Here is a 21,846-nt window from a genome sequence, read left to right as displayed (position 1 = left end):
AGTACAGATGGCCGCCAACGAGACCCCCCCCAATGCCCGCGTCTCCGGCGCGGAAACCCCGCCGGCGAACTACTGGGAGCGCTGGGGCAGCACCGCGCCGGCCGCGCCGCAGCCAAGCCCGGCCGAGGTGATCGCCGCGCCTTCGGCCGGTGACGCCACCGCCGCCGTGGTCGAGGCCCCGTACCGGGTGCTGATCGTCGAGGACGACCGCTCCCAGGCCCTGTTCGCACAGAGCGTGCTGCACGGCGCCGGCATGCAGGCCATCGTGCAGATGGAAGCCGAAGGCGTGCAGCAGGCGATCACCGAGCACCGCCCGGACCTGATCCTGATGGACCTGCACATGCCCGGGCTTGACGGCATGCGCCTGACCGCGATGATCCGCCAGCAGCCGCAGCAGGCCCTGCTGCCGATCGTGTTCCTGACCGGCGACCCGGATCCGGAGCGCCAGTTCGAGGTGCTCGACAGCGGCGCCGACGACTTCCTCACCAAGCCGATCCGCCCGCGCCACCTGATCGCCGCGGTATCCAACCGCATCCGCCGTTCGCGCCAGCAGGCCCAGCACGTGTCTGCGGTCGGCCCGGCACTGAACAATCCCGAGACCGGCCTGCCCACGCGCCACAACGTGATGCAGCAACTCGGCACCGCGCTGCAGGAGCACGCTACCGGCGGCGTGCTGTTCATCGAGATCGCCAGCGCCCTGGGCCTGCGCGAGCGCTATGGCTATGCCGCCTTCGAACGGCTGATGGTGCAGGCAGGCCAGCGCCTGGCCGAGGCCGCCAGGCCGCATCCGCTGGCCCGGCTCAACGACAACAGCTTCCTGCTGTTCGCTCCCGGCGTGGCCGAAGCCCAGCTCCCCGAGCTGGCGCAGACGCTGCGCGGCCATCTCTCGTCCCAACCGCTGCTGGTGCGCGACGAGGAGCACGTCCACCTGCGCGCCACCATCGGCCATGCCTCGCTGGATGCCGGCTTCGAGGATGCCGGCTCGGCGCTGGAAGCGGTCGAACGCACCGCGCTGCAGGCACGCCTGCTGCCCGAGGGTGTCGCCGCCTACGTCTCGCGCGAGGACACCACCTCGCAGGAACACCTGGCCCTGCTCGACGGCCAGCTCGAACTGGCCTACCAGCCGATCGTGGCGGTATCCGGCAGCGACACCGCGCAGTACCAGGTGCTGCTGCGCCTGCGCAAGAACGACGGCACCCTGCTCTCGGCCGGCCAGGTGATCCCGGCGGCCGAAGCCGCCGGCCGCATCAGCGACCTTGACCAGCAGGTGATGGACTACGCGCTGGGCCTGCTGCAGCTGTACCAGCACGCCACCCCGCCGCTGCGCCTGTTCGTGTCGCAGTCGATGCGCACCCTGGCCCGCGACGTGTTCGCCGACTGGCTGCTCAAGAGCCTGGCCGAGCGCAACGTGCCCGGCACCCGGCTGGTCGTCGACATGCGCCTGCCCGATGCGCTGATCCACGCGGTCACCATCCAGCAGTTCTGCGCACGGCTGATGCCGGCCGGCGTGCAGTTCTGCCTGAGCCAGTTCGAACCGGGCCCGGAAGCCAACGCCCTGCTGACCCAGCTGCCGCTGGGCTTCGTGCGCATGTCCTCGCGCTTTGCCGGCGCGCACCACCAGCCCTCGGTACGCGATGAGCTGCGCGAGGTGATCGAGATGGCCCATCGCGCCGGGCTGCAGATCATTGGCCAGCAGATCGAGGATCCGCAGGCCGCGGCGGCAATGTGGATGGGCGGCGTGGACTTCATCCAGGGCAACGTGGTGCAGTCGGCCGGCACCGAACTCAACTTCGACTTCCAGACAGCGGTGCTGTAACCATGCGCCTCCGGGGGGCGGCGCTGGCATCGGGAGTGGCACTGGCACTGGCCGGGCTGACCGCCCTGGCCGCGGTGCTGGCCTGGCGCGGACTGGCCGGCCCCTGGGCCGGGATCGCCGCGGTGACGGCGGTGGCCATGACCCTGGCCGGGCTTCATGCCCGGCGCACGGCCGGGCAACTGGAGGAGGCGCACTGCGCCGCCACCGAACGCATCGAGGCCATGACGGCCGAGCGCAACGAGATGCAGCGCGAGCTGCTGCGCCACGGCCGGCTGGAGCAGCAACTGCTGCAGGCCAAGCAGGCCGCCGAGGCCGCGGTGATGGCCAAGGGCGAGTTCCTGGCCACGATGAGCCACGAGATCCGTACCCCGCTCAACGGCATCATCCCGATGCTGGAGATGATTGCCCGCGGTCAGCTCACCGTCGAACAGCGCGAGATGCTGCACACCGCCAGCGACAGCTCGCGCCAGCTGCTGCGCATCGTCGACGACATCCTCGACTACTCCAAGCTGGAGGCCAACCGCCTGGAGCTGGAGATCACCACCTTCAACCTGCGCGAACTGCTTGACGGCGTGCAGCTGCTGATGCAGCGCTCGGCCGAGCACAAGGGCCTGCGCATGTCGCTGCAGCTGGATCCGGCCGTGCGCCTGTCGGTGCGGGGCGACCCGGTGCGGCTGCGCCAGGTGCTGGGCAACCTGCTGGTCAACGCGATCAAGTTCACCGAGCGCGGCGAGATCCAGCTGGTCGTGCGCCGCCTGGGCGAAAGCAGTACCCAGCACCAGCTGCGGTTCGAGGTGCGCGATACCGGCATCGGCATCGACGAGGCCCAGCAGGCACGCCTGTTCAACTCCTTCACCCAGGCCGACGCCTCGACCACCCGCCTGTACGGCGGCACCGGCCTGGGCCTGGCGATCTGCAAGCGCATCATCGACCTGATGGGCGGGCGCATCGGCGTGGAATCCAATGTGGGCAAGGGCTCAACGTTCTGGTTCGAGATCCCGCTGCTCAAGGTCATCGGCGACCTGCGGCTGCCCGCCAACGGCCAGCTCGGCAGCCGCGCGCTGCTGGTGAGTCCGGAGCGGCGCCTGACCCAGCGCCTGGACCTGCTGCTGGCCAACTGGGGGGTATCGCTGCACGCAGTGGACACGGTGCAGGAGGCGCTCGAGCGACTGCGTTCGGGCACCTCGCCGGGTGCGCCGCCGCCGTTCGAGGTGGTGATCGCCGACCTCGAGCCGCTGCGCCAGAGCGTGCACGCATTGCATCGTGCGCTGGCCCGCACGCCCGCCTACCAGGGTGTGCGTGCAGTGTGGCTGTACGGCGACGACCCGGTGCCGGAAGAACTGCGCAGCCACGGCAGCCTGCTGCCGCGCCAGGCCGGCGAGGCCGAACTGCGGCACCTGGTCGCGCCGCCGCCGGTGGCCCATCCCGAACCCACCACCCACGACCTGTTCTTCGACCATCCCGTTCCCGAGCCTGCCGCCACCCCGGCGCCGGAGGAGGCGGGCACCGCGCCACTGGCCGGGGTGCGCGTGCTGCTGGTCGAGGACAATCCGGTCAACCTCCTGGTTGCGCAGAAGCTGCTGGGCATGCTCGGCTGCGAGGTCGATACCGCCGGCAACGGCGAGATCGCCCTGCAGCAGCTCGAAGCCGAACGCTACTCGCTAGTGCTGATGGATTGCCAGATGCCGGTGCTCGACGGCTATGCCGCCACCGGTCGGTTGCGCGAACGCGAAGCGGCCCGGGGCCTGGCGCGCACTCCGGTGATCGCGATGACCGCCAATGCCATGGCCGATGACCGCCAGCGCTGCCTTGACGCCGGCATGGACGACTACCTGTCCAAGCCGGTCTCGCGCGACCAGCTGGAAGCGCGGCTGCTGCACTGGAGCCAGGTCTCGGCCTCGGCCAAGGCGACCGCCCCGCCATCCATGTCGCCCCCGCCCGATCCTGTCCAAGCAACAGCGCGGGGCAAGGGCGACAGCGACGGTGCAGAGACCGCCGCCATGGCCAACCAGGGCAGCAGCGGGCTGCCGGTGCTGGATACCAGCGTGCTGGACGAGCTGCAGGAAGTGATCGGCGCCGAGACCGCCCGCATCGTCGGCGTATTCCTCGACGACACCCCCGGGGTGATCCGCCAGTTGCAGGAAGCCTCGCTGCACGAGGACATGGGCCAGCTGCGCGAACTGGCCCACAGCCTGAAGTCAGCGGCGGCCAACGTCGGCGCGATGGCGCTGTCGGCCACGGCGCGGCGCGTGGAACTGGGCGCACGTGCCGGCACCCTTGAACGCCCGGCCGTGGCGGTCGCCCTGGTGATTGCCGAGTTCGCCCGGGCGCGCCTGGCGCTCAGCGGCTACCAGAACGCCATCCGCAACGAGGCCGGCGTCGACGGCTGAGGATGCAGCCGCAGCGCCGGCAAAACGGCCTGCGCTGCGCCATGCACTACCCGGCCCGGTCGGCAGGCACCGACGGGGCTTCCAGCAAGCCGATCAGTCTTCCAGCTTGGTCAGCAGGTAGTTCGGCTCGCCGATGCGGTCGATCAGGTCCAGCTGGGTTTCCAGCCAGTCGATGTGCTCTTCCTCGGACTCGAGGATGCTCACGAACAACTGCCGGCTGACGTAGTCGCCCACCGAGTCGCAATAGGCCACGGCGTCGCGCAGCACCACCACGCCCTCGCGCTCCAGCGCCAAGTCACACTTGAGGATCTCGGTCGGGTTCTCGCCGATGCGCAGCTTGCCCAGCGCCTGGAAGTTCGGCAGCCCCTCGAGGAACAGGATGCGATCGGAGAGCACGTCGGCGTGCTTCATCTCGTCGATCGATTCCTTGTACTCGTGCTGGGACAGCTCCATCAGCCCCCAGTTCTTCAGCATCTTGGCGTGCAGGAAGTACTGGTTGATGGAGGTCAGCTCGTTGTAGAGCGCCTTGTTTAGAAACTCGATGACCTTCGCGTCGCCTTTCATGCGCAACAACCTCGATGGGGACCGGCGCACTCTAGCGCCTTGTGCCTCCCCATGAAGTAACGCGAATCGTGTTCATTGCCGGATCGCCAGCCGCGGGCCGGCGCGGCGGACGGTCAGGCGGCCTGCGCCAATACCGGCAGGGCCAGGCTGCGGGTCAGCCGGGCTTTTTCGAGCAGGTCAGCTGCCATGTCCAGACAGGAGCCGCAGTTGGCACCGCAGCCGGTGCGCATGGTGAGTTCAGTCACGCTCTGGCAGCCGCTCTCGGCCGCTTCGCGGATCTGGTGGTCGGTAACCCCATTGCAGATGCAGACGTACACGTGCGATCAACCTGGCGGGCCGGAACTGGCCGACGCGTATTGCATCGCAAATGCGAATGGTTGTCAATTTCCAACGTTAATCGTTGTTGATCCGCCGCGGCCCGGCCCGTTGCGCCGGCTGCGCTTGCGCGGGCGGTCGTGGCCGGCGCTGCTGCCCGGCAGCCAGGCCTCCTGGGCCGACTTGGGCATGGCCTGCACCCCCGGCCCGGCCACCCCGCGCGCCAGCGGGGCCAAGTGCCGCAGCGCCCGGGCATACACACCGCGCTTGAAGGTGACCACATGCTCGACCGGGTACCAGAAGTCCACCCAGCGCCAGTGGTCGAATTCCGGGCTGTCGGAGTGGTCCAGGCTGACGTGGGATTCGTCACCGGTGAGCCGCAACAGGAACCAGACCTGCTTCTGGCCGATGCACAGTTGCCGCTCGTTGCGGCGGATTGCGCGGGCCGGCAGGCGGTAACGCAGCCAGCCGGGCGTTGCCCCCAGCACTTCCACGTGCTCAGGCAACAGGCCGGTCTCTTCCTGCAGTTCGCGATACATGGCCTCGACCGGGGTCTCGTCGGTGTTCATGCCACCTTGCGGGAACTGCCAGCCGTCCCGGCGCACACGACGTGCCCAGAACACCTGCCCGTCCTGCCGCATCAACACGATGCCGACGTTGGGTCGATAGCCGTCCGGATCGATCACGATGCGGACTCCTGAAAAATCTACTGTCAGGGACTCTGCCATGCCTGCCGCTGGGCGACAAGCTTCATGCAAAAGTGTTGACAACTACGCCCGGCATCCCCAGAATTACCGGCTCCCTAGGCTATGTAGCTCAGCCGGTTAGAGCACAGCACTCATAATGCTGGGGTCGGTGGTTCGAGTCCACCCATAGCCACCACAGGGAAACTAGGGCATAATTGCCCGCCTACAGCCCCGTCGCCAAGCGGTAAGGCATCTGACTCTGACTCAGACATTCGGAGGTTCGAATCCTTCCGGGGCTGCCAAACACGAAAGACCAGATCTCACGATCTGGTCTTTTTTTGCGTCATCGCCGGCCACCAATGCGGAAGACCAGACGGCCGGGCCCGACCGACAGGCATTGACCCGGGCACCGCCCAACCCTGTGCGGGACAGCCCCGTCCGGTGAGCAGGCACAAAAAACCCGGCCGTAGCCGGGTTCTTTGATTCGCCAGCCAGCCCACCGGAGTGGGCCAGCCTCCAGTCGATTAACGCTTGGAGAACTGGGTGGCGCGGCGGGCCTTGTGCAGACCGACCTTCTTACGCTCGACCTCACGGGCGTCGCGGGTCATGAAGCCAGCCTTGCGCAGCTCGGTCTTCAGCGACTCGTCGTACTCGACCAGCGCACGGGCGATGCCCAGGCGGATCGCACCGGCCTGACCGGTGGTGCCGCCGCCAGCGGCGGTGACCTTGATGTCGAAGGTTTCGGTATGGTTGGTCAGCTCCAGCGGCTGGCGCACGATCATGCGCGCGGTCTCACGGCCGAAGAACTCGTCCAGCGGACGGTCGTTGACGGTGATGTTGCCGGTGCCCTTGCGCAGGAACACGCGGGCGGTGGAGGACTTGCGGCGGCCAGTGCCGTAGTTTTGCGTGATAGCCATGATTAGATATCCAGAACTTGCGGCTGCTGGGCGGCGTGCGGATGCTCGGTGCCGGCGTAGACCTTGAGCTTGCGGTACATCTGGCGACCCAGCGGACCCTTCGGCAGCATGCCCTTGACCGCGATCTCGATCACGCGCTCCGGGTGGCGCTCAAGCGCCTGGGCCAGGGATTCGGTCTTCAGGTTGCCGATGTAGCCCGTGAAACGGTGGTACATCTTGTCCTGCAGCTTCTTGCCGGTGACGACAATCTTGTCTGCGTTGATGACAACCAGGTAGTCGCCGGTATCGACGTGCGGGGTGTAGACCGGCTTGTGCTTGCCACGCAGGCGGCGGGCCAGCTCGGAGGCCAGACGGCCAAGCGTCTTGCCAGAAGCGTCAACGAGGTACCAGTCGCGCTGGACGGTCTCGGACTTTGCAGTGAAAGTGCTCATAAAGAACTCAGGTAGGTCGGGCTCATTGCGGCGATGGAACTGCCGGAACTCTGCCACGCGTTGTGAAGGTGAAACACAAGAGGCGAGATTGTAGGCATCCGGCGCCCTGCTTGCAAGTCGGCACTGCCCGGGTTGGCAGGGTCGCCGGGCGCGGCGAGAATCAGGGACCCCCTACTCCGGCACCCCCAGCCATGAGCGCGCTCCGCCAGACCACCCCGCTCGACCACTTCCTGACCGAGGCCCAGCGGGCCCTGGACACCGTCTTCGGCAATCCGCCGGCGGCCCGGCCCTATCCGGCTGCAGCCACCCCGGACGTTGCCCTGGACGAGCAGGAACGGCGCCATGCCGCCGGGCTGATGCGGATCAACCATGTCGGCGAGGTCTGCGCGCAGGGCCTGTACTTCGGCCAGGCAGCCGTGGCCCGCGACCCGGCCACCCGCGAACACCTGCTCGAGGCTGCCCAGGAGGAGACCGACCACCTGGCGTGGTGCGCCGAGCGCCTGCGCGAGCTGGACAGCCGGCCCAGCCTGTTCAACCCCCTCTGGTACGCCGGCAGCTACACCATCGGCACCCTGGCCGGGCTGCGTGGTGATGGCTGGAACCTGGGGTTCGTGGTGGAAACCGAGCGCCAGGTCGAGGCGCACCTGGACGAACACCTGGAAACGCTGCCGCCGCCGGACCTGCGCAGCCGCGAGATCCTGCGGGTGATGAAGATCGACGAGGCCCGCCACGCCGACCATGCCGAACATGCCGGCGCGCGGATCCTGCCGCCGCCGATCCCGACGGTGATGGCACTGGCCTCGAAGCTGATGAAGTCCATCGCCTACCGGATCTGACCGGCCAACGCATCTTTTCGGGTCAGGACACCAGCTTCAGCCCGACCACGCCGCTGACGATCAGCGCGATGCACGCCAGCCGTGCCGGCGACGCGCTGTCGCCGAACAGGAAGATGCCCAGCACCGCCACGCCCAGCGCGCCGATGCCGGTCCAGATCGCGTACCCGGTGCCGACCGGGACGGTGCGCAGCGCCTGGGTCAGCAGCCACAGGCTGATGCCGGCGGCAATCACGGTGGCCACGCTGGGCCACAGCCGGGTGAAGCCTTCGCTGTACTTCAGGCCCAGCGCGAAGCCGATTTCGAACAGCCCGGCCAGCAACAAATAGATCCACGGCATCGGTTTTCTCCTCTGCAAAAAAGAAAGCGGCCCGGTGTATGCACACCGGACCGCCGTCGGTCTTGATCCCCGGATTGCCCCGGGTGGCGGGTCGTCCCGCCCATGTCTCCCAGGGAGGGCTGATCCGGCACCGGCCGGATCGCCCGCGCCCGTCACTCGCTCAGGTTGCGACCGTGGAACAGCTCCTCGATCTCGCGCTTGAGCAGCGCCTCGATCTTCATGCGTTCCTTGAACGAGATGTTCTTGGCCTTTTCCTCGAACAGGTACTGGTCCAGGTCGAAGTCCTTCAGGTGCATCTTGGTGTGGAAGATGTTTTCCTGGTAGACGTTGACGTCGAACATCTCGTAGCGGGACTTGATGTTCTTGGCCAGGAAGTTCTGGATCGAGTTGATCTTGTGGTCGATGAAGTGCTTCTTGCCCTTCACGTCGCGGGTAAAGCCGCGCACGCGGTAGTCCATCACCACGATGTCCGAGTCAAAGCTCTCGATCAGGTAGTTCAGCGCCTTCAGCGGCGAGATCACGCCACAGGTGGCCACGTCGATATCGGCACGGAAGGTCGCAATGCCTTCCTGCGGATGCGTTTCCGGATAGGTGTGCACGGTGATGTGCGACTTGTCCATGTGCGCAACCACGGCGTCGGAAATCAGCTCCTTGCCGGCGGCCTTCTTGTCGATCACCGGTTCCTCGGAAATGAGGATGGTCACCGACGCACCTTGCGGGTCGTAGTCCTGGCGGGCGATGTTCAGGATGTTGGCGCCGATGATCTCGGCCACATCGGTGAGGATCTGCGTGAGTCGATCGGCGTTGTATTCCTCGTCGATGTACTCGATGTAGCGCTGACGCTCTTCTTCCGTGCGTGCATAGCAGACGTCATAGATGTTGAAGCTCAGCGCCTTGGTGAGGTTGTTGAAACCCTGCAACCTCAGGCGAGGCAACGGCTTGACCACGGCGGTGGTTCCTGTGAATAGTGGAAAGGTGGGATTATGGGGCAAAGCGCCCCCCCGCGAAACGTGCGCCGGGGCACATGTTTGCCCGTGGGGGGCGGCCTCGTTAAGCTTCTTCAACCCAGCAGTGAAGCCGCCATGACTCCAGGGAATGCCCACACCGTGTCTTCCGTGCGCCTCGCAACGAGTCCGCTCACGCTGGACATCGCAACCATCGACCGCTTTCTGGCCCACAGTCACCGGCGCCGTTATCCCACCCGCACCGACGTTTTCCGCCCGGGTGATCCGGCCGGCACGCTGTATTACGTGATCAGCGGTTCGGTCAGCATCATTGCCGAGGAAGTGGACGAACGTGAACTGGTGCTGGGTTACTTCGGCAGTGGCGAGTTCGTCGGCGAGATGGGCCTGTTCATCGAGTCGGACAAGCGCGAGGTGATCCTGCGCACGCGTACGCCCTGCGAGCTGGCCGAGATCAGCTACGAGCGCCTGCACCAGCTGTTCGCCGGCCCGCTGTCGGCCGATGCGCCGCGCATCCTGTATGCAATTGGCACGCAGATCTCGCGGCGCCTGCTGCACACCAGCCGCAAGGCCAGCCGCCTGGCGTTCCTGGATGTCACCGACCGCATCGTGCGTACCCTGCACGACCTGGCCAAGGAGCCGGAGTCGATGAGCCATCCGCAGGGCACGCAGCTGCGCGTGTCGCGACAGGAACTGGCGCGCCTGGTCGGCTGCTCGCGCGAGATGGCCGGGCGCGTGCTCAAGAAGCTGCAGGCCGATGGCCTGCTGCATGCACGCGGCAAGACCGTGGTGCTGTACGGCACCCGCTGAGCCCGACAACGCGATATCCGCAGATATGAAAGCGCCCGGCATTGCCGGGCGTTTTTTGTTTTACCTGGCAGTGCCCTGCCCTCCGGCCGGGGCACTGCTCCGCCGCGACTCAGGCGGCCCTTTCGCCGCCGCGGTCGACGCAGCCCCAGTTGAGGATGCGGGTGCCGCCCGGCAGCACGCGGCGGAAGAAGTCCACCTTGGCGCGCTTCGGGTTGACCACCACCGGCGCCCTGGCGGCCAGCAGCAGCGGCAGGTCGGCGGTGCTGTCCGAATAGGCGATGTCGATGTCGCCATAGCCGCGCTCGCGCAGCATGCGCATCTTTTCCTCGTTGTGGCAGTGGCGGGTGGCCGCCACCGCGCCAAGGCGCGGGCCGACCTCGCTGCCGATCACCGGCACGTCCTGGTGGGCGACGAAGGCAAGGATGGCGCGGGCCAGCTCCGGCGGCGCGCCGGTGGCCACCACCACGCGGTCACCCTGCGCGCGGTGGGCGGCGAACACTTCCAGCGCCTGCGGCAGCAGCCTGGCGCGCAGCTCCGCCTCATGGCGCAGCACGTAGCGATCGATGACGATGTTGAACTCGCGCACCCGGTGCATGCCGAAAGTGGCGATCCACACGTAGCCGGAAATGCCGGTGCGCCGCGTCGGCAGCATCGCCACCAGCGGGCCGAGGATCGGCGTGGCCAGCAGCGCGGCGAGCATGCGCAGCGGATTGCCCTTGATCAGCGAGGCGAAAAGATGGCTGCCGGAATCACCGTCGTACAGGGTGTAGTCGAAGTCGAAGACCACCAGGGGCGCGTCGTCGCGCGGCTTGGGATAGGGCTCAGTCATGGGAAAAGAATAGCTGACGCAGCGACTCGCCCGGTTCCTCGGCGCGCATGAAGGCCTCGCCGACGAGGAAGGCGTTGACCCCGGCCTGGCGCATCAGTTGCACGTCGGCCGGGGCGAGGATGCCGCTCTCGGTGACCAGCAGGCGGTCACGCGGCACCGCCAGGCGCATGTCCAATGTGGTCTGCAGCGAGACCTCGAAGGTCCGCAGGTTGCGGTTGTTGATGCCGACCAGCGGCACCGGCACCTGGATGGCACGCTCGAGTTCGTCGATGTCGTGCACTTCCACCAGCACGTCCATGCCGAGTTTCATCGCCAGGTCGGACAGCTCGGCCAGCTGGCGGTCCTCCAGCGCCGAGACGATCAGCAGGATGCAGTCGGCGCCGAGCACGCGCGCTTCGTACACCTGGTAGGGATCGATGACGAAGTCCTTGCGCAGCACCGGCAGCGTGCAGGCCTCACGCGCCTGCTGCAGGTAGGCGTCGGCCCCCCGGAAGAAGTCCACATCGGTCAGCACCGACAGGCAGCTGGCGCCGCCGAACTCGTAGCTGACGGCGATGTCGGCCGGGTTGAAGTCAGGACGGATCACGCCCTTGGACGGACTGGCCTTCTTGACCTCGGCAATCACCGCCGGATCGCCGGCGGCGATGCTGGCCTCAAGGGCGCGGGCAAAGCCGCGTACCGGCGAGGCGTCGGCCACGCGGGCGGCAAGCTCGGCCAGCGGCATGCGGGCGCTGCGTTCGGCCACTTCCTGGGCTTTGCGCGCAAGGATGGTGTTGAGGATGTCGCTCATCGTCACTTGCTTCCTGAAGGTCGGCCATTATCGGCCAGGCCGGGAACCGGCGTGGAGGTCTCAGCCGAGGCCGGCGATGCGGCGGGTGGCGTCCACGTACTGCTGCAGTCGCGCACGGGCACTGCCATCGGCGATCACCGCGCGGGCGCGGGCCAGGCCATCGGCGATGCTGTCGGCCACGCCGGCCACGTACAGGGCGGCACCGGCGTTGAGCGCGACGATGTCCGTGGCCGGGCCGGGCTGGTTGTCGAGCACGGCGCGCAGCATCGCGATCGACTCCTCCGGGCTGGACACCTTGAGGTTGCGGCTGGCCGACATGGCAATGCCGAAGTCCTCCGGGTGGATCTCGTACTCGCGCACCTGGCCATCACGCAGTTCGCCGACCAGGGTGCCGGCGCCAAGCGAGATCTCGTCCATGTTGTCGCGGCCCCACACCACCAGCGCCCGCTCGGCGCCCAGCTCGCGCAGCACGCGCGCCTGGATGCCGACCAGGTCGGGATGGAACACGCCCATCAGCACCGCAGTGGCGCCAACCGGATTGGTCAGCGGACCGAGGATGTTGAAGATGGTGCGCACGCCCATCTCGCGGCGGATCGGCGCGACCACCTTCATCGCCGGGTGGTGGATGGGCGCGAACATGAAGCCGATGCCGGTCTGGTCGATCGCCTCGGCCACCTGGCTGGGTTGCAGTTCGATCACCGCGCCCAGCGCTTCGACCGCATCGGCGCTGCCGGACTTGGACGACACGCTACGGTTGCCGTGCTTGGCCACGCGCGCACCGGCGGCAGCGGCCACGAACATCGCGCAGGTGGAGATGTTGAAGGTGTGCGAGCCATCGCCACCGGTGCCGACGATGTCGACCAGATGGGTCTTGTCCGGCACCTGCACCGGCAGCGCGAACTCGCGCATCACCGCAGCGGCGCCGGCGATCTCGCCGACGGTCTCCTTCTTCACGCGCAGGCCGGTGAGGATGGCCGAGGTCATCACCGGCGACACCTCGCCGCGCATCACCTGGCGCATCAGGTCGACCATTTCGTCGAAGAAGATCTCGCGGTGCTCGATCGTGCGTTGCAGCGCTTCGTGGGGGGTAATGGACATGAGCGGGGAACTCCGGGAAATCAGGAAATGACGATGTAGTCGCTGTGGCTGCGGATGCCCGCGTGCGGGCCGCGCTGCAGCTGCACGTGCAGGCCGCCGACCGGCCCCAGCGGCAGGCAGGTGTCGACCTCGAACAGCGCATCGCGATGCGGCTTGAGCCACTGCCGGTCGGCCTGCTGCAGGGCAAGGCGCTTGGCCTGTGCCGGATCACCGGCGACGACCAGCAGATAACGATGGGCTTCGCCGAACTCCCCGGGCGCGTAACCACCGAGGTTGACGAAGTACAGGTGCGACGCATCGGCAGGTGGCGGCTGTTCGCCCAGCCTGACCTGCCATTCGTCCACGCCATCGACTTCCATCCACGAATCGATGTGCAGCCCGGCCTTCTCGCCGAACCACTGCTGGCGCAGCTGCGGGTAGGCCTTCTGCAGCGACGGAGCCACCGCGAACACCACGTCGTGCACTTCGGTATTGGCGCGTGCGGCGCGCCCGCCCAGCATCACCACGAACAGCTTCAGGCTGTCCTCGGCGCCAGTTGCGGACGCAGTCGCGCTCACGTGCGCTCCAGGAAGTTCTTCAGCAGGGCGTGGCCGTGCTCGGTGAGGATGGACTCGGGATGGAACTGCACGCCCTCCACCGGGAACCGGCGGTGGCGCAGGCCCATGATCTCCTCCATCGAACCGTCCTCGTTCTCGGTCCAGGCGGTGATTTCCAGGTCCTCCGGCAGGCTGTCCTTGTCCACCACCAGCGAGTGGTAGCGCGTGGCCTGGTAGCGGTCCGGCAGGCCGGCGAACACGCCCTTGCCTTCATGGCGGATCGGCGAGGTCTTGCCGTGCATGATGTTGCCGGCGCGGATCACCTTGCCGCCATAGACCTGGCCGATGCCCTGATGGCCCAGGCACACGCCGAGGATCGGCGTGGTCGGGCCCAGCCGCTCGATCAGTTCCAGCGAAACACCGGCCTCGTTCGGCGTGCACGGACCGGGCGAAATGACGATGCCCGCGGGCCGCTGCGCGGCAATCTCGTCCACGCTCATCGCGTCATTGCGCACCACCTTGACCTCGGCGCCCAGCGTCTGCAGGTACTGCACGAGGTTGTAGGTGAAGCTGTCGTAGTTGTCGATCATCCACAGCATGGTTGGTACCGTTGCCTGTCAGCAGAGTGGTGACGCGCCCGCAGCGCGGCCCAGGAAAGTAAGTGGCGCGCCGGCAAATGCCGCCGCATCCGATCGGATCACAGCCCCTTGGCCGCCTGGGCCACCGCACGGAACAGCGCGCGGCCCTTGTTCATCGTCTCGTCCCATTCCTTTGCCGGGTCCGAGTCGTAGACGATGCCAGCGCCGGCCTGCACGTACAGGCGCTCGTCCTTGATCACCGCGGTGCGGATGGCGATGGCGGTGTCGGCATCGCCGTGCCAGCCGATGTAGCCGATGGAGCCGGCGTAGACGTTGCGCTTGATCGGCTCCAGCTCACGGATCACTTCCAGCGCACGGATCTTCGGCGCGCCGGATACGGTGCCGGCCGGGAAGGTCGCGCGCAGCACGTCGGCGTAGCTCAGCCCGTCCTGCAGCTGGCCGGTGACCTCGCTGACGATATGCATGACGTGGCTGTAACGCTCGATCACGAACTGCTCACCCACTTCCACGGTACCGGCGCGCGACACGCGCCCGGCGTCGTTGCGGCCAAGGTCGATCAGCATCAGGTGCTCGGCGCGTTCCTTGGGATCGGCCAGCAGCTCGGCTTCCAGCGCCACGTCCTGTTCGGGCGTGGCGCCACGCGGGCGGGTACCGGCGATCGGGCGCACGGTGACCTCGCCGTCCTGCAGGCGCACCAGGATCTCCGGCGAGGAGCCGACCACCTGCACGTCGCCCACGTCGAGGAAGTACATGTACGGCGAGGGGTTGAGCGCACGCAGCGCGCGGTAGACATCCACCGGTCGCGCCTTGAACGGCACGCTCAGGCGCTGGCTCAGCACCACCTGGAAGATGTCGCCGGCGCGGATGTATTCCTTGGACTTCTCCACCGCGGCGATGAAGCCCTCGCGGGTGAATCCGGAGACGAAGTCGTCCTCGTCCAGCACGTCCGAGGTGATCGGCGCGGGATAGCCGGCGCCCGGTGCACGCAGCTGCGAAACCAGTGCATCCAGCCGCGCCTGCGCGTTCTCCCAGGCGCCGTCTTCGCGCGGGTCGGCATGCACGACCAGGTACAGCCGGCCCTTGAGGTTGTCGAACACCGCCAGCTCTTCGGAGAGCATCAGCAGGATGTCCGGGGTGCCGAGTTCGTCGCGGCCGCGTGGCGGCGCCAGTCGTGGCTCGATGTAGCCGATGCACTCGAAACCGAACCAGCCGACCAGGCCACCGGTGAAACCGGGCAGGCCGTCCAGCTTCGGTACCGAATGCGCGCTGCGCAGCGCCTCCACTTCGGCGAACGGATCGGCGACCTGCCGGGTTTCGACCAGCTGGCCACGCTCGCTGACGCTCAGCGTGTTGCCGCGGAAGCTGTACACCCGGCGCGCGGGCAGGCCGATGATCGAGTAGCGGCCAAAGCGTTCGCCACCTTCCACCGATTCGAACAGGTAGGTGTGCGGCTGGTCGGCGAGCTTGAGATAGACCGAGAGCGGCGTGTCCAGGTCGGACAGCACTTCACGGACGACAGGGATGCGGGTGTGGCCTTCAGCGGCCTGCTGGTTGAACTGCGCTTGCGTGATCAAGACGACTTTCCTTCCGGGAAACGGCGGTGGCGGTACGGACGACGGCAACAGGCCACCATCGCCACCAGCGGCGAGCGGAAGAAAGGGTATGCGGGGTCGTCAGGAGGGACACCCGAAGGAATGTACCGCAGCTTCCGGCGCGGCGAAACCCTGCGGTACTCAGGCCAGCAGCGGGCAGCCGGCGGGCAGGTGCATGCGGATGCGACCGGGCACGCAGCTGATGTCGAAGCGCCGGGACTGCAGCGGTTCGCCGTCCAGGTTCAGGGTCAACGGGTCGTCACCCTCGATGTGCAGCGAGCGCATCTGCGCACGCACCGCGATGCGTTCCAGCGCCGCCTCCTTGCCGCCGCCGACCAGCGCACCCAGCGTGGCCTTCACCTCGCCGGACAGCTCGGGAACGATGGTCAGGTCAAGCAGGCCGTCATCCAGCCGCGCGTCCGGGCACAGCACCTGGCCGCCGCCCGCCTGGCGGCCGTTGCCGATGCCCAGCGCGATGAAGCTGCCATTCCAGCTGAAGCCGGGACCCTCGAAGCGGGCCTGCACGGTATCGATGCGACCCAGTTTGGCGATGCCGGTGATCACGTAGGCCAGGCCGCCGAGCATGCTCTTGAGCCCTTCGGCGGTCTCCACGGTGACCTCGGTGCCGAAGCCGCCACTGGCCAGGTTCACGCACCACCGTGCCTGGCCGTTGGCCTCCACCCGCAGCAGGTCCACGGGCACCGCGGGGTACTGGTCCAGCGCGCGCAGTGCGTCCAGCGGGGCCCGCGGCAACTCTGCCGCGGTGGCCAGGTCATTGGCCGTGCCCAGCGGCAGCACCGCCAGCGCCGGCAAGCGGTCGGCGGGTCCATCGCGCTGGGCGAGGGCGGCGGCCACCTCGCTGACGGTGCCGTCACCGCCCGCGGCGACCACCGCTTGGGCGCCATGGGCAATGGCTTCGTCCACGTAACGACTGGCGTCACCGTGCTCCCAGGTCACGCGCACCTGCAGCGGGTGGCCCTGCCCACGCAGGGTTCCCACCGCTTCGCGCATTGCCTCGTCACCGGCAGCCTTGCCATTGAGGACCAGCCATACCTGCTCCAGCGCCATGCACCACTCCGTCTTGAAGGACGGCGCAGGCTAGCAATGCGCCTGCGGGGATCCGGTGAATGTCATCGCGCGGTCATCAACCCCGTGGACCATGGGAGGCCATTACAGGGACGACGGATGGAGGCAGGATCAGCCTCCGACTTCTTCCGGGGCGCGGCAGGGAAGCCGCGCCCCCACTGCGCGTAGTTAGCGCTGGGCGAAACGGCGCAGGGCCTCGCCCTCGAGCCGGTACACGGTCCACTCGTCCTGCGGACGGGCGCCAGCGGCGGTGTAGAACTCGATCGCCGGCGTGTTCCAGTCCAGCACCGACCATTCGAAGCGACCACAGCCCTGCTCCACCGCCAGACGGGCGATGTGCTGCAGCAGCGCCTTGCCGGCGCCATGGCCGCGGTGCTCCGGGCTGATGTACAGGTCTTCCAAGTAGATGCCCTTACGGCCCAGCCAGGTGGAGTAGTTGTAGAAGTAGACCGCGTAACCGATGGGCGTGCCGTCCCGTTCGCAGACCAGTGCGCGTGCGTTGGCACCGGCGCCGAACAGGCTGTCGCGGATCCCGGCCTCGTCGGTCTGCACCGAGGATTCGGCCTTCTCGTAGATCGCCAGCTCGCGGATGAAGCGCAGGATCAGTGCGGCGTCATCGACGGTGGCCGGGCGGATGTCCAGTGCAGCCATCGGCGCTTCCTCAGCCGCGCGCGGAAGCGACGTTGGCGCGCATCGCCGCGATCACCTGCGCGTAGTCCGGGGCGTTAAAGATGGCCGAGCCGGCGACGAAGGCGTCGGCACCGGCGGCGGCGATCTCGCCGATGTTGTCGGCCTTCACGCCGCCGTCGACTTCCAGCCGCACCGGCTTGCCGCGCTTGTCGATCAACGCGCGCACCGCACGCAGCTTGTCCAGCGTGGACGGGATGAAGGCCTGGCCGCCGAAGCCCGGGTTGACCGACATCAGCAGCACCAGGTCCAGTTCATCGAGCACCCAGTCCAGCACCTCGATCGGGGTGGCCGGGTTCAGCACCAGGCCGGCCTGGCATCCGAGCGACTTGATCAGCTGGACGGTGCGGTGGACGTGGCGGCTGGCCTCGGGATGGAAGCTGATGATGCTGGCGCCGGCCGTGGCGAAGTCCGGGATGATCCGGTCCACCGGCTCGACCATCAGGTGCACGTCGATCGGCGCGGTGACGCCGTGCTTGCGCAGTGCCTCGCACACCATCGGGCCGATGGTCAGGTTGGGCACGTAGTGGTTGTCCATCACGTCGAAGTGCACCCAGTCGGCGCCGGCGGCCAGGACGTTGTCCACCTCTTCGCCCAGCTTGGCGAAGTTGGCCGACAGGATGGAGGGGGCGATGATGCAGTTGGACATGGCGGTGGCCTTCAGCGCTTGCGGCGCAGTTTCTGGATGCGGTCGTAGGCGGCGTTGATCTCGCGCGCCTTGCGGTCGGCGGCCTCGCGCAGCTCGGGGGCGGCGCCGGCGACCTTGTCGGGGTGGTACTGCGAAATCAGCCGGCGGTAGGCGCTATCGATCTCGGCCTGGCTGGCGGCCGGGTCCACCCCCAGCACCCGGTACGGCGCGCTGTGGCCGATCCCGAACCAGTTGGCGTCGAAGGCATGGCCCAGCAGCAGGCCCACCAGGGCGCCGAACAGGGGATTGGGCCGGAACAGCAGGGCCCCGGCGATCAGTCCGAGCAGTTTTCCGTACCAGCGCATGGTCGTTGGCAGCCTGGGCAACAAAGGCGCACATTTTACGTCACAGCCGGCCCGGACCGCTTTACACTAGGCCGCCCGCCGTCCAGCTGCGGGCCCCCCGGGTCCCTGATCGACGGCCATCAACGCCAAGTTCCAGGAGTGCCCGTGCCGACCACGCTGTTGCAATCCGATCTTCCAGGCCTGCCCTTGCGCCATCGCGGCAAGGTGCGTGATGTGTTCGATATCCCGCGCGAGCGCCTGCCCGCCGATGCGCCGCCCGGGGAATACCTGTTGATGGTCGCCACCGACCGCCTGTCCGCGTTCGACGTGGTCCTGCCGGACCCGATCCCGGGCAAGGGCGAGATGCTGTGCCAGGTCTCCAACTTCTGGTTTGAAAAGACCGCCCACCTGATGCCCAACCACCTGACCGGCATCAAGGTCGCCGACGTGCTGCCCGAGGGCGTGGACGCGGCGCTGTACGAAAAGCGCGCGGTGGTGACCAAGAAGCTCAAGCCGGTGCCGGTGGAGGCGATCGCCCGCGGCTACCTGATCGGCAGCGGCTGGAAGGACTACCAGCGCACCGGCAAGGTCAGCGGCATTGCCCTGCCCGACGGCCTGCAGCAGGCGCAGAAGCTGCCCGAACCGATCTTCACCCCGTCGACCAAGGCCGCCGTCGGCGACCACGACGAGAACATCGACTTCGACGCGATGGTCAAGGCGGTGGGCGCCGACCTGGCAGAGAAGGTGCGCGATGCGACGCTGCGCATCTACAAGTTCGCCGCCGACTACGCGGCCGAGCGCGGCATCCTGCTGGCCGACACCAAGTTCGAGTTCGGCACCGACGCCGATGGCCGGCTGTACATCATGGACGAGATGCTGACCCCGGATTCCTCGCGCTACTGGCCGGCCGACCAGTACCAGGTCGGCACCAGCCCGCCGAGCTACGACAAGCAGTTCGTGCGCGATTACCTGGAGACACTGGACTGGGGCAAGACCGCGCCGGGCCCGACGCTGCCGGCCGAGGTGATCGAGCGCACCCGCGCCAAGTACACCGAGGCGCTGCAGAAGCTGGCCGGCATCGTGATCGACTGATCCGGCTCCGTGCGTGACCTGGCTGCAGTTGCGGGCGGGGGTGTTTCCTGGGAGGGAATCATGGACATGGGCAGCGCGCGGCCACTCGACCGCTACTTCGCCAGCTATTCGGACGACCACCGCAACGACACCAACCAGGCCATCCACGTGGTCGCGGTACCGGTGATCCTGTGGTCGGTGATCGCCCTGCTGTGGTGCCTGCCGCCGCTGATCACCTGGTTCCAGAACGGGATCTGGGCCGCCCTGGCGATGTTCGGCGCGTGGTCGTACTACAACCGCCTCTCGCGCCGGCTCGGCCTGGGCATGCTGGCGTTCTTCTTCGTCAGCGGCTGCCTGTGCCGGCTGCTGGAGGCGGAAATCGGCCTGCGCAACCTGGCCTGGCTGGCGCTCGGCCTGTTCGTGGTGGCGTGGATCGCGCAGTTCATCGGCCACAGGATCGAAGGCCGCCGCCCGAGCTTCCTCACCGACCTGGTCTACCTGCTCATCGGCCCGCTGTGGGTCATGGCCAAGGGCTACCGCCAGCTCGGCTGGCGCTACTGAGCCGACGTCGTCGCCGGCGCTGACACCATCGCCGGCGTGATCACGAACGCACGCGGCGCATAGCCGAAATCACGCCGGGCCGGCTCCAGGTCGAACACCAGGTCCTCGGCCATCCGCTGCAGCGCCCCGCTACCCATGCCGCGCAACCGCCCGGCCCTGTGAGCCAGCGCAAGGGCAAGGACGAACGCCGCGTGCGGCACGCGCAGCAGCCGCGGCCGGGGCACCAGCGCCGCCAGCACCCGACGCACCATCGCGGTGTAATCCAGGATCTCGCCGCCCCCCAGGTCATAGCTGCGCCCGGCGGTGGCCGGCGCGGCCAGCACCGCCAGCGCGGCATCGGCCAGGTCCTGCACGTGCACCGGCTGGCGCAGGCCACACGCGCTGCGCGGCAGCACGAACACGCCGGCGCGCCGGGCCAGCGAGGCCATTTCGGTCAGGGTGCGATCGCGGCCGGCGCCGTACACCAGGGTCGGACGCAGCACCGTAGCCGCCGCATTTCGTGCAGCCGCCGCCTGCAACACCGTCGCCTCGGCCTCGCGCAGGCGGCGCGACAGGTCGCGCTCGGCGGCATCGCCCGAATCCTGCTTGACCTGGCCGCTGGTCGAACCGAATGCGACCACCCGCGGCGCCTGCACCGCGCTGGCCTGGTACCAGGTGGCAAAATGATCCAGCGGGCCGCAACTGACGATTGCATCGAAAGCTTCCGGCGCGGCCCACGGCTGCAGCAGGTCGGCCACGCGCCATTCAACGCCGGCGACGACCGCTCGTGGTCGCCGCGAGGTCGCCACCACCTGCCAACCGGCACGCAGCAGGTTGTGCAGCACGCGCTCGCCGATCTGGCCACTGCCGCCAAACAGCAGTGCGCGCGGCGGCACGCCAGGACGGGGAGGAGCGAGGTCATCAAGCGTCATCGCGCAAGGATACGGGGATCGACCCTGCAGGTGCCGCAGGCGTCTGCCGCCCGCTGCGATGTTGGTTGCGGTCGTGCCTCCGCGTCGGCTTGGCTAGACTCGGGCCATCACCCGCTCTGCGCATCCCATGAACCCCGACACCCTTGCTTCGCCTCCGCATGCGGTCCTTCTGGCCACCGACCTCAGCGCCCGCTGCGACCGTGCACTGGATCGCGCCCTGCTGCTGGCAAGGCAATGGCAGGCGCGACTGGTGGTGGCCACGGTGGTGGAGAACGATCCCGGGCAATCGCTGGTGGACGGCGTGCTGGGTACGTCCGAAAACCAGCGCCCTTCCGCCCGCCAGCTGGCCGAACGCCGCCTGCTGCGCGACCTGGGCGAGCTGCAGGATCCGCCGCCGCTGACCGTGCGCGTCGAACGCGGACAGGTCGGCCGCACGCTGCTGGAGGTCGCGCGCGAGGAAGGCTGCGGCCTGATCGTGACCGGCCTGGCACGGGACACCCTGTTCGAGCCGCAGGTGCTCGGTTCCAGCGTGGCCTGGCTGGCACGCAATGCCGGCATCCCGTTGCTCGTGGTGCACGGTCGCGCACGTGCGCCCTATCGCGGCATCGCCGTGGCCAGTGACTTCTCCGACGCCGCGCGGCATGCGCTGCAGGCCGCGCAGCGCCTGTTCGGTCCGGCCCCGCTGCTGTCGCTGGTGCACGGAGTGCACGTGCCGAAGGCGGGCCTGCTGTCGGCCGGGCGCGACGCCGCCCTGGACGCTGCCTGTGACAAGGCGCGCAGCCAGGCGCGCGCCTGGTTGAGGGACTGCGGGCTCGACCCGGCGCAGGCCGAAGCCGCCCCGCTGGTGGTGCAACCCGGCGACCCGGCGCGACTGGTGCGTGACCACGCCCGCGACCACCCCGTCGACCTGGTGGTGGTCGGCTCGCAGGGGCGCGGAGCATTGAGTGAAATCCTCCTTGGCAGCGTGGCCAACCGCGTCCTGGAGACGGGGGAGACCGACACGCTGCTGGTGCAGCAACGTCCGGCCTGAGCTGACGCCGATGCGCCTGG

Annotated in this window: 25 protein-coding genes and 2 tRNA genes; 9 read left to right on the top strand and 18 right to left on the bottom strand. The window is 68.1% G+C overall.

Going from position 1 to position 21,846, the window contains the following annotated elements; all coding sequences use genetic code 11:
• Positions 1 to 7 precede the first annotated feature (7 nt).
• The gene (locus LG380_RS13965; RefSeq protein WP_225765898.1) at positions 8 to 1,816 is read left to right on the top strand and encodes an EAL domain-containing response regulator; all 1,809 of its coding nucleotides are present in this window, start codon (positions 8 to 10) and stop codon (positions 1,814 to 1,816) included.
• A gap of 2 nt (positions 1,817 to 1,818) precedes the next feature.
• Positions 1,819 to 4,206, top strand: a complete 2,388-nt coding sequence (locus tag LG380_RS13960) for a hybrid sensor histidine kinase/response regulator (protein WP_225765896.1) — start codon at positions 1,819 to 1,821, stop codon at positions 4,204 to 4,206.
• Between the two features lie 93 nt (positions 4,207 to 4,299).
• On the opposite strand, the gene bfr is transcribed toward LG380_RS13960, so the two are convergent.
• The 3 genes from bfr to LG380_RS13945 form a co-directional block, all read right to left on the bottom strand.
• Positions 4,300 to 4,770: a bacterioferritin gene (gene bfr / locus LG380_RS13955; RefSeq protein ID WP_225765894.1), complete on the bottom strand. Its 471-nt coding sequence runs from the start codon at positions 4,768 to 4,770 to the stop codon at positions 4,300 to 4,302.
• A 113-nt stretch (positions 4,771 to 4,883) separates the two neighbouring features.
• Positions 4,884 to 5,087: a (2Fe-2S)-binding protein gene (locus tag LG380_RS13950; RefSeq protein ID WP_225765893.1), complete on the bottom strand. Its 204-nt coding sequence runs from the start codon at positions 5,085 to 5,087 to the stop codon at positions 4,884 to 4,886.
• A 63-nt stretch (positions 5,088 to 5,150) separates the two neighbouring features.
• Positions 5,151 to 5,771 carry an RNA pyrophosphohydrolase gene (locus LG380_RS13945; RefSeq protein WP_225765891.1) on the bottom strand — a complete coding sequence of 207 codons (621 nt, stop codon included), beginning with the start codon at positions 5,769 to 5,771 and terminating at the stop codon, positions 5,151 to 5,153.
• Between the two features lie 119 nt (positions 5,772 to 5,890).
• Between LG380_RS13945 and LG380_RS13940 the strand changes: the two genes are divergently transcribed.
• Both LG380_RS13940 and LG380_RS13935 read left to right on the top strand, forming a co-directional pair.
• Positions 5,891 to 5,967 (top strand) — tRNA-Met (locus tag LG380_RS13940).
• A 31-nt stretch (positions 5,968 to 5,998) separates the two neighbouring features.
• Positions 5,999 to 6,073 (top strand) — tRNA-Gln (locus LG380_RS13935).
• 222 nt (positions 6,074 to 6,295) lie between these two features.
• On the opposite strand, the gene rpsI is transcribed toward LG380_RS13935, so the two are convergent.
• Positions 6,296 to 6,688: a 30S ribosomal protein S9 gene (gene rpsI / locus LG380_RS13930; RefSeq protein ID WP_225765889.1), complete on the bottom strand. Its 393-nt coding sequence runs from the start codon at positions 6,686 to 6,688 to the stop codon at positions 6,296 to 6,298.
• 2 nt (positions 6,689 to 6,690) lie between these two features.
• On the bottom strand, positions 6,691 to 7,119 hold the full coding sequence (gene rplM, locus LG380_RS13925) for a 50S ribosomal protein L13 (RefSeq protein ID WP_225765887.1): 429 nt from the start codon (positions 7,117 to 7,119) through the stop codon (positions 6,691 to 6,693).
• A gap of 191 nt (positions 7,120 to 7,310) precedes the next feature.
• Between rplM and coq7 the strand changes: the two genes are divergently transcribed.
• Positions 7,311 to 7,955: a 2-polyprenyl-3-methyl-6-methoxy-1,4-benzoquinone monooxygenase gene (coq7, locus tag LG380_RS13920; protein WP_225765885.1), complete on the top strand. Its 645-nt coding sequence runs from the start codon at positions 7,311 to 7,313 to the stop codon at positions 7,953 to 7,955.
• Between the two features lie 22 nt (positions 7,956 to 7,977).
• Here coq7 and sugE read toward each other — a convergent pair whose 3' ends face one another.
• Together sugE and speD are read right to left on the bottom strand one after the other, a co-directional pair.
• Positions 7,978 to 8,292 (bottom strand): quaternary ammonium compound efflux SMR transporter SugE, encoded by a 315-nt coding sequence (gene sugE, locus LG380_RS13915; protein WP_225765883.1) that lies wholly within the window; start codon positions 8,290 to 8,292, stop codon positions 7,978 to 7,980.
• A 152-nt stretch (positions 8,293 to 8,444) separates the two neighbouring features.
• The gene (speD, locus tag LG380_RS13910; RefSeq protein WP_057638124.1) at positions 8,445 to 9,239 is read right to left on the bottom strand and encodes an adenosylmethionine decarboxylase; all 795 of its coding nucleotides are present in this window, start codon (positions 9,237 to 9,239) and stop codon (positions 8,445 to 8,447) included.
• 135 nt (positions 9,240 to 9,374) lie between these two features.
• Here speD and crp point away from each other — a divergent pair, with 135 nt between their 5' ends.
• Positions 9,375 to 10,064 carry a cAMP-activated global transcriptional regulator CRP gene (crp, locus tag LG380_RS13905; protein ID WP_225765881.1) on the top strand — a complete coding sequence of 230 codons (690 nt, stop codon included), beginning with the start codon at positions 9,375 to 9,377 and terminating at the stop codon, positions 10,062 to 10,064.
• Positions 10,065 to 10,173: 109 nt separating this feature from the next.
• Here crp and LG380_RS13900 read toward each other — a convergent pair whose 3' ends face one another.
• From LG380_RS13900 to LG380_RS15910, 10 genes are all read right to left on the bottom strand, one after another.
• Positions 10,174 to 10,893 (bottom strand): haloacid dehalogenase-like hydrolase, encoded by a 720-nt coding sequence (locus LG380_RS13900; protein ID WP_225765879.1) that lies wholly within the window; start codon positions 10,891 to 10,893, stop codon positions 10,174 to 10,176.
• On the bottom strand, positions 10,886 to 11,683 hold the full coding sequence (trpC, locus tag LG380_RS13895) for an indole-3-glycerol phosphate synthase TrpC (RefSeq protein ID WP_225765878.1): 798 nt from the start codon (positions 11,681 to 11,683) through the stop codon (positions 10,886 to 10,888). The genes LG380_RS13900 and trpC overlap by 8 nt, the downstream gene beginning before the upstream one ends.
• A gap of 60 nt (positions 11,684 to 11,743) precedes the next feature.
• Positions 11,744 to 12,781 (bottom strand): anthranilate phosphoribosyltransferase, encoded by a 1,038-nt coding sequence (trpD, locus tag LG380_RS13890; RefSeq protein ID WP_225765877.1) that lies wholly within the window; start codon positions 12,779 to 12,781, stop codon positions 11,744 to 11,746.
• Between the two features lie 20 nt (positions 12,782 to 12,801).
• Complete coding sequence (locus LG380_RS13885; RefSeq protein WP_225765876.1) at positions 12,802 to 13,338, bottom strand: DUF1543 domain-containing protein; 537 nt, start codon at positions 13,336 to 13,338, stop codon at positions 12,802 to 12,804.
• The gene (locus LG380_RS13880; RefSeq protein ID WP_225765875.1) at positions 13,335 to 13,916 is read right to left on the bottom strand and encodes an aminodeoxychorismate/anthranilate synthase component II; all 582 of its coding nucleotides are present in this window, start codon (positions 13,914 to 13,916) and stop codon (positions 13,335 to 13,337) included. The genes LG380_RS13885 and LG380_RS13880 overlap by 4 nt, the downstream gene beginning before the upstream one ends.
• Before the next feature lie 98 nt (positions 13,917 to 14,014).
• Positions 14,015 to 15,490 (bottom strand): anthranilate synthase component I, encoded by a 1,476-nt coding sequence (gene trpE, locus LG380_RS13875; RefSeq protein WP_225765874.1) that lies wholly within the window; start codon positions 15,488 to 15,490, stop codon positions 14,015 to 14,017.
• Positions 15,491 to 15,649: 159 nt separating this feature from the next.
• Positions 15,650 to 16,576 carry a lipid kinase YegS gene (yegS, locus tag LG380_RS13870; protein WP_225765873.1) on the bottom strand — a complete coding sequence of 309 codons (927 nt, stop codon included), beginning with the start codon at positions 16,574 to 16,576 and terminating at the stop codon, positions 15,650 to 15,652.
• Positions 16,577 to 16,762: 186 nt separating this feature from the next.
• A complete protein-coding gene (locus LG380_RS13865; RefSeq protein ID WP_225765872.1) occupies positions 16,763 to 17,245 on the bottom strand; it encodes a GNAT family N-acetyltransferase in 483 nt (160 codons plus the stop codon).
• Between the two features lie 10 nt (positions 17,246 to 17,255).
• Positions 17,256 to 17,930 (bottom strand): ribulose-phosphate 3-epimerase, encoded by a 675-nt coding sequence (gene rpe, locus LG380_RS13860; protein WP_225765871.1) that lies wholly within the window; start codon positions 17,928 to 17,930, stop codon positions 17,256 to 17,258.
• Between the two features lie 11 nt (positions 17,931 to 17,941).
• On the bottom strand, positions 17,942 to 18,274 hold the full coding sequence (locus tag LG380_RS15910) for a DnaJ domain-containing protein (protein ID WP_318780088.1): 333 nt from the start codon (positions 18,272 to 18,274) through the stop codon (positions 17,942 to 17,944).
• 144 nt (positions 18,275 to 18,418) lie between these two features.
• Here LG380_RS15910 and LG380_RS13850 point away from each other — a divergent pair, with 144 nt between their 5' ends.
• Both LG380_RS13850 and LG380_RS13845 read left to right on the top strand, forming a co-directional pair.
• Positions 18,419 to 19,345, top strand: coding sequence for a phosphoribosylaminoimidazolesuccinocarboxamide synthase (locus tag LG380_RS13850; protein ID WP_225765870.1), 927 nt, complete (start codon positions 18,419 to 18,421; stop codon positions 19,343 to 19,345).
• A gap of 60 nt (positions 19,346 to 19,405) precedes the next feature.
• On the top strand, positions 19,406 to 19,885 hold the full coding sequence (locus LG380_RS13845; RefSeq protein ID WP_225765869.1) for an Mpo1-like protein: 480 nt from the start codon (positions 19,406 to 19,408) through the stop codon (positions 19,883 to 19,885).
• Here the strand turns inward: LG380_RS13845 and LG380_RS13840 are convergent.
• Entirely contained in the window at positions 19,879 to 20,796 is a 918-nt protein-coding gene (locus tag LG380_RS13840) for an NAD-dependent epimerase/dehydratase family protein (RefSeq protein ID WP_225765868.1), read from the bottom strand. The two genes, LG380_RS13845 and LG380_RS13840, sit on opposite strands and share 7 nt — an antisense overlap.
• 127 nt (positions 20,797 to 20,923) lie before the next feature.
• On the opposite strand from LG380_RS13840, the gene LG380_RS13835 reads away from it, so the two are divergent.
• On the top strand, positions 20,924 to 21,826 hold the full coding sequence (locus LG380_RS13835; protein WP_225765867.1) for a universal stress protein: 903 nt from the start codon (positions 20,924 to 20,926) through the stop codon (positions 21,824 to 21,826).
• Positions 21,827 to 21,846: the final 20 nt, after the last annotated feature.

It is taken from the genome of Stenotrophomonas sp. Marseille-Q4652, assembly GCF_916618915.1.
GTDB lineage: Bacteria > Pseudomonadota > Gammaproteobacteria > Xanthomonadales > Xanthomonadaceae > Stenotrophomonas.
The sequence above is the reverse complement of the archived record's forward strand: the minus strand, read 5'-3'. Positions and strand labels throughout refer to the sequence as shown.

Bases quoted from the DNA above. Each gene is read 5' to 3' on its own strand.
- LG380_RS13965 (WP_225765898.1), top strand. From the start codon at position 8: ATGGCCGCCAACGAGACCCCCCCCAATGCCCGCGTCTCCGGCGCGGAA.
- LG380_RS13960 (WP_225765896.1), top strand. From the start codon at position 1,819: ATGCGCCTCCGGGGGGCGGCGCTGGCATCGGGAGTGGCACTGGCACTG.
- bfr (WP_225765894.1), bottom strand. From the start codon at position 4,770: ATGAAAGGCGACGCGAAGGTCATCGAGTTTCTAAACAAGGCGCTCTAC.
- rpsI (WP_225765889.1), bottom strand. From the start codon at position 6,688: ATGGCTATCACGCAAAACTACGGCACTGGCCGCCGCAAGTCCTCCACC.
- rplM (WP_225765887.1), bottom strand. From the start codon at position 7,119: ATGAGCACTTTCACTGCAAAGTCCGAGACCGTCCAGCGCGACTGGTAC.
- coq7 (WP_225765885.1), top strand. From the start codon at position 7,311: ATGAGCGCGCTCCGCCAGACCACCCCGCTCGACCACTTCCTGACCGAG.
- sugE (WP_225765883.1), bottom strand. From the start codon at position 8,292: ATGCCGTGGATCTATTTGTTGCTGGCCGGGCTGTTCGAAATCGGCTTC.
- crp (WP_225765881.1), top strand. From the start codon at position 9,375: ATGACTCCAGGGAATGCCCACACCGTGTCTTCCGTGCGCCTCGCAACG.
- LG380_RS13900 (WP_225765879.1), bottom strand. From the start codon at position 10,893: ATGACTGAGCCCTATCCCAAGCCGCGCGACGACGCGCCCCTGGTGGTC.
- trpC (WP_225765878.1), bottom strand. From the start codon at position 11,683: ATGAGCGACATCCTCAACACCATCCTTGCGCGCAAAGCCCAGGAAGTG.
- trpD (WP_225765877.1), bottom strand. From the start codon at position 12,781: ATGTCCATTACCCCCCACGAAGCGCTGCAACGCACGATCGAGCACCGC.
- LG380_RS13880 (WP_225765875.1), bottom strand. From the start codon at position 13,916: ATGCTGTGGATGATCGACAACTACGACAGCTTCACCTACAACCTCGTG.
- yegS (WP_225765873.1), bottom strand. From the start codon at position 16,576: ATGGCGCTGGAGCAGGTATGGCTGGTCCTCAATGGCAAGGCTGCCGGT.
- LG380_RS13865 (WP_225765872.1), bottom strand. From the start codon at position 17,245: ATGGCTGCACTGGACATCCGCCCGGCCACCGTCGATGACGCCGCACTG.
- rpe (WP_225765871.1), bottom strand. From the start codon at position 17,930: ATGTCCAACTGCATCATCGCCCCCTCCATCCTGTCGGCCAACTTCGCC.
- LG380_RS15910 (WP_318780088.1), bottom strand. From the start codon at position 18,274: ATGCGCTGGTACGGAAAACTGCTCGGACTGATCGCCGGGGCCCTGCTG.
- LG380_RS13845 (WP_225765869.1), top strand. From the start codon at position 19,406: ATGGACATGGGCAGCGCGCGGCCACTCGACCGCTACTTCGCCAGCTAT.
- LG380_RS13840 (WP_225765868.1), bottom strand. From the start codon at position 20,796: ATGACGCTTGATGACCTCGCTCCTCCCCGTCCTGGCGTGCCGCCGCGC.
- LG380_RS13835 (WP_225765867.1), top strand. From the start codon at position 20,924: ATGAACCCCGACACCCTTGCTTCGCCTCCGCATGCGGTCCTTCTGGCC.